A 4,640-nucleotide genomic window follows, 5' to 3' on the forward strand; every position below is an offset into this window, starting at 1 on the left:
AAACCCTCCTCTAAACGGAACCCTCAATCTGTCTCATGGGCGCTGACGGCGGACAGGCGAGCCCCGGGGCGAAAGCCGTCGACGGCTCCAGTAGGGCCTCGAGGGCGGCCTGCGGGGGCAAGGGTGATAGGGCGGCGCCCTTGGCGGCCTCCGCGGCGTCCCCGCCCCCAGCGCCTCGGGCGTCTAGATCGCAAGCAGTCGATGTCAAAGCGTCGTCTCCCAACAGAGCCCCCGACGCTAGTGTTTAGAAAAGCGCGCTCCCGTGCAGCTTGCAAGCTACATTGATGATGAGGCTCGGCGGAGCGGCTTCGGCGCTCAGGGAGCGGGGCGGTTGACACCGCCCCCGTCGAGAACGTCACGAACCTTTCGCGACAGCTGCTCGAGGGTGAAGGGCTTTTGGAGGAAGGCGACGCCAAAATCGAGGACGCCGTTGTGGACGACGGCATTGCGCGTATAGCCGGTCATGTAAAGCACGTGCAGGTTTGGATGATCGCTCCTGAGCCTATCGGCCAGGACGCGCCCGGTCATGCCAGGCATGACGATGTCCGTCATCAGCAGATCAATGCGCGAGGCTCCGTCAAAGCGTGCGATCGCATCTTCGCCTGTCGCCGCCAAGACGACGTCGTAGCCCAGGTCCTGGAGCGCTTCACCCGTGGTCTTGCGGACGTTTTCGTCGTCTTCCACGAGCAAGATCGTCTCGCCTGGCCTGGCGCGCGGTGATACCGGTCGTGGCGTGAACGGCGCGGCGGCTGTGGCCTCACCGAGATAGCGCGGCAGGTAAAGCTTCACCGAGGTGCCCACCCCCACTTCTGAGTATATTTTGATGTGGCCGCCCGACTGTTTGACGAACCCAAAAACCTGGCTGAGCCCAAGGCCCGTCCCCCGCCCGACCTCCTTGGTGGTGAAGAAGGGTTCAAACACGCGATCGACGATCTCGGGCGCCATGCCCGTGCCGGTGTCGGTGACGGAAATCAGCACATACTGTCCCGGAACGACTTCCAGATTGCCTTGAGCGTAGGCCTCGTCAAGCGAGGTGTTCGAGGTCTCGATCGTCAGTCTGCCACCGTCGGGCATGGCGTCGCGCGCGTTGACGCAAAGATTGAGAATGGCGTTTTCCAGCAGCTGGGGATCGGCGTGCACGGGCCAGGTGCCGCCGCCAAGCACCACCTCGATATTCATCTGCTCGCCGATCGTGCGGCGCAACAAGTCAGACATGCCGCTGATGAGCTTTGTCGGCTCAAGCGGACGCGGCTCAAGCGGCGCTTGTCGCGAGAAGATCAGCAATCGCGCGGTCAGGCTCGCCGCCCGCTGGGCGCCGTCCATGGCGTTGTCGATGCACGCCTCGGCTCGGTCGGGTTCACCGCGCAGGCGGCGCTTGGCGATCTCCAGGCTGCCGATGATCACCGAGAGCATATTGTTGAAGTCGTGAGCAATGCCGCCCGTGAGCTGTCCGACGGCCTCCATCTTCTGCATTTGCCGAACCTGGGATTCGGCCTTTTCCCGCGCGACAGCCTCCGCCGTCAATCGGTCGTTGGCGCTTGAGAGTTCGTCTCGGCTTTCTTGCAGCGCCCTAAGCTGGCCGTTGGCCGCCCTCACCGCCGTCAAGGTCAGAGCAAGCAGTCCCAGGAAACCGAGCACCAGGGAGGCCTGGAGCGCGGTGCGCGTCGCCGCCGCACGATCCTGGCGAACGTCCAGGAGACGGGCTTCCTCGGCGATCATCCCCGCCACCTGCCGACGGATTTCTTCGGTCAAGGCATCGCCGCGGTTGACCAGCAGGTAGTCCCGCGCCGCTTCGAACCCCTTATCGTGGCGCAACGCGACCCCTCGCGCCAGGATCCGCAGGCGCTGCTGGATCAACCCATGGAGCCGCGCGGCCGAAGCCGTCTGGCGGGGGTTATCCGCGACCTGGCTGGTCAAGCGTCCCATAAGCGGTTCCATATCGGAAAGCGCCGCCTGGTAGGGGTTCAAGTAGCTTTCGACGCCCGAGACGAGATAGCCGCGCTGCCCGGTCTCAGCGGCCTGCACGTTCGCGCGAAGCTGCCAAAGCGTGGTTTGCACCTGCATGGAATGGCGCACCCATGCATCGGTGCGCCTCTGGGCCTCGGTCAGAACGAGCGCGCCCAGGACGACCACGCCTAGGAGGGTGAAGCCCGCGATCAAAAGCGTTGCGGGATGACGAAGTCGACGGATCGACATGATCGCTCCAGCGCTGGCGTTAGAGCGACAGGCCACAAGCGGGCAGGGTTCGTAAAGTCTTCATATCGCCGATTACGCCTGGCCGACTAAGCCTGGGTCCTCGCGCGTCGGCGCAACAGCGCTGCTCGAAAGGGTCAAAGCTCTAAACTTTTACCCCCACGGCGGCCAGTTCGCGAAGAAGGCGGCGGATTTGGGGGAGATGGGCGAGCGCCTGTTCGAGCGAGGCGTCACGCTCCAGGGGTGCGATGACGTATCCCTCTTTGGTCTGCCGGATGAACCCCTTATCCTGGAGGGCGATGAAGCGTCGCCGAACTGTCTCCATAGGCAGATGCAAGGAGGCGGCGACCTGATTAATCCTCAGCGGGCGCAGCCCGTGTTCGGCGCCGAGGATTGGCGTGTCGGCGCAGGAGAGGCAAGCCAGCACCAGCGCCTCAAGGATATCGCCATCGTGTTTGCGTAACGCCGTCACCGTCCAGCGCAACACATAGTCTGTCGCGATGCGCACGCCGGCGCGCATGTTGGCCTCGTCTGGTGCGCAGGTGTCTTCGGCCGGGCGCATGCCTGTAGTTAAGGTTCCACACTGCGCCTGCGGGAAATCCGCCCAAGATCATGCGACCTTGGCATTCTGATCCCCTACATCAGCCATCGCCTTGCACATGCCCACCACGTGGCGGCGGATCTTGGCGTTGGAGATCCGGGGAAAGAGTTCGGCCAGCTCGAGCGCGCCTTGGGTCGCCATGAACCGGGTGAAGGCGTCTCCGAGGCCCTGTCCAGCCGAGTGCGCGGCGTCATCGTCGACCAACACCGGCAGCCCCTCGAAGAAAAAAGGGATCGGGACACCAAGGATTCTGGCGGCTTCATAAAGCTTCGAGGCGCTGATGCGGTTAGCGCCGCGTTCGTATTTTTGCACTTGCTGGAATGTAAGACCCAAGGCCATCGCCAACTTGTCCTGGCTAAGGCCAAGGCTTTTGCGGCGCGCGCGGATCCGCATGCCAACGTGCAAATCGACAGGATTGGGCTGCCGAGCTAGGTGGTCTTTGTTCATGTACGCCCCCGCACGATCACGCTTTCGAATATGCGCGAGACAGCCGCGATCGGAAACCATAAATGGCGGCCACGTCCTCGCTTTGGTCTCACGACGCTTCGAAATGCGCCTAACCTAAGCGCCGCTGGGAGAGGGGCATTCGCCCCGTCCTTGCTGTCGGTAAAACCGGTTGGGGCCGCGACTTAACCATCGAGCCAGACAGCCCCAGGCAAAGGCGCGGACAAAAACGGGGCCCGAGCACTTCTCGATCAGCGGTTGACGCCCAATGCGCCGCCACCTACGCGTCTCTCTCCGGCGCGATCCTGCCGATCGTTGCGCGACTAACGCCAAGGACCTTAGCCAGATGGCGCGTGCTTTCGCCCTTTGAGCGCTCAGTCGCGACGAAAGCGCGCTGGTCAGCTGAAAGCTTGTAGCGCCGGCCAAGCTTTACGCCTCGCGTCCTGGCCCGCGCCCGCCCTTCAGATGTCCGCGCCCGTATCAGTTCGCGCTCGAACTCGGCAAGGCCGCCGAGAACCGTCAGCATAAGGCGCCCGTGCGCGGTCGTGGTATCCGCCCAGGCGTCGCGCATGGATCGAAACTGAGCCCCCTTCTCAGCAATCGCCGCCAGAATGTTGAGCAGGTCGCGCGTCGAGCGCGCAAGCCGGTCGAGGCGCATGACCAACAGGATGTCGCCGGCGTCAAGCGCGGCGATCGCCCGTTTTAGTTGGGCTCGATCAGCTCGCGCCCCGGAGACGACCTCTTGGAAGATCTTATGGCAACCGGCCAAGCGAAGTTCATCGATTTGCGCCGAGACGCCCTGCCCGTCCGTGGAGACCCGCGCATAGCCGTAAATCATGCCCTATTATGAGACTATAATATGAGCCGCTCAAGCTATTGTTTTCTCTAAGGCTGGTTGTCGTTTTCAGAAGACGGCTGCACTGAACGTCAGAAGCCGACTGCACTATAGCAGCGGAGGGGTTGGATCCATCAGGCAACGACGGGCTGCTGCCGGCCATCAGCGGACGCAGGGAGGACTTTCCGCAACCGGCCGTTCGATGCGGCACCGATGGCCTTCGCGCAGGGGTAGTGAATCCGCCAGGATTGACTTGCGCTGCCCTACCTCTCACTAGTGAGGGGCGGCAGCGCATCAAGCGGTGAGCGCACTCCGGCACCGCCAACTTTCAGCACATGCGTGTAAATCATCGTCGTAGAGACGTCGGAATGGCCGAGCAGATCCTGCACGGTTCGAATGTCGTAACCGCTGCGGAGCAAGGCCGTCGCGAACGAGTGGCGGAGGGTGTGCGGTGTGGCGGGCTTCGTGATGCCTGCTTGTTCTACGGCACGTTTGAAGGCGCGCTGAAAGGTCTTGATCTTCCCCCGAAAAAGTGGACGGGGTTAAGCCGCTCTGCGTTCCATCTCG

At 63.1% G+C, this 4,640-nt stretch carries 4 protein-coding genes and 1 pseudogene; all 5 read right to left on the reverse strand.

Annotated features, from left to right (window positions below; all coding sequences use genetic code 11):
- Window positions 1–315: 315 nt before the first annotated feature.
- Complete coding sequence (locus AX690_RS04270) at window positions 316–2,196, reverse strand: CHASE3 domain-containing protein (RefSeq protein WP_156449563.1); 1,881 nt, start codon at window positions 2,194–2,196, stop codon at window positions 316–318.
- A gap of 142 nt (window positions 2,197–2,338) precedes the next feature.
- Complete coding sequence (locus AX690_RS04275; protein WP_197426778.1) at window positions 2,339–2,755, reverse strand: hypothetical protein; 417 nt, start codon at window positions 2,753–2,755, stop codon at window positions 2,339–2,341.
- A gap of 48 nt (window positions 2,756–2,803) precedes the next feature.
- Complete coding sequence (locus AX690_RS04280) at window positions 2,804–3,241, reverse strand: helix-turn-helix domain-containing protein (protein ID WP_066682042.1); 438 nt, start codon at window positions 3,239–3,241, stop codon at window positions 2,804–2,806.
- A 277-nt stretch (window positions 3,242–3,518) separates the two neighbouring features.
- Window positions 3,519–4,076: a recombinase family protein gene (locus AX690_RS04285; protein ID WP_066682044.1), complete on the reverse strand. Its 558-nt coding sequence runs from the start codon at window positions 4,074–4,076 to the stop codon at window positions 3,519–3,521.
- A gap of 260 nt (window positions 4,077–4,336) precedes the next feature.
- Window positions 4,337–4,588 (reverse strand): annotated as a pseudogene (locus AX690_RS22035) (tyrosine-type recombinase/integrase); the annotation flags it as partial.
- Between the last annotated feature and the right edge of the window lie 52 nt (window positions 4,589–4,640).

Source organism: Caulobacter sp. CCH9-E1 (assembly GCF_001556515.1).
Classification (GTDB): Bacteria; Pseudomonadota; Alphaproteobacteria; order Caulobacterales; family Caulobacteraceae; genus Caulobacter.

Excerpts from the sequence above, each read along its gene's own strand:
- AX690_RS04285 (WP_066682044.1), bottom strand. The coding sequence starts at position 4,076 with ATGATTTACGGCTATGCGCGGGTCTCCACGGACGGGCAGGGCGTCTCG.
- AX690_RS04270 (WP_156449563.1), bottom strand. The coding sequence starts at position 2,196 with ATGTCGATCCGTCGACTTCGTCATCCCGCAACGCTTTTGATCGCGGGC.
- AX690_RS04280 (WP_066682042.1), bottom strand. The coding sequence starts at position 3,241 with ATGAACAAAGACCACCTAGCTCGGCAGCCCAATCCTGTCGATTTGCAC.
- AX690_RS04275 (WP_197426778.1), bottom strand. The coding sequence starts at position 2,755 with ATGCGCCCGGCCGAAGACACCTGCGCACCAGACGAGGCCAACATGCGC.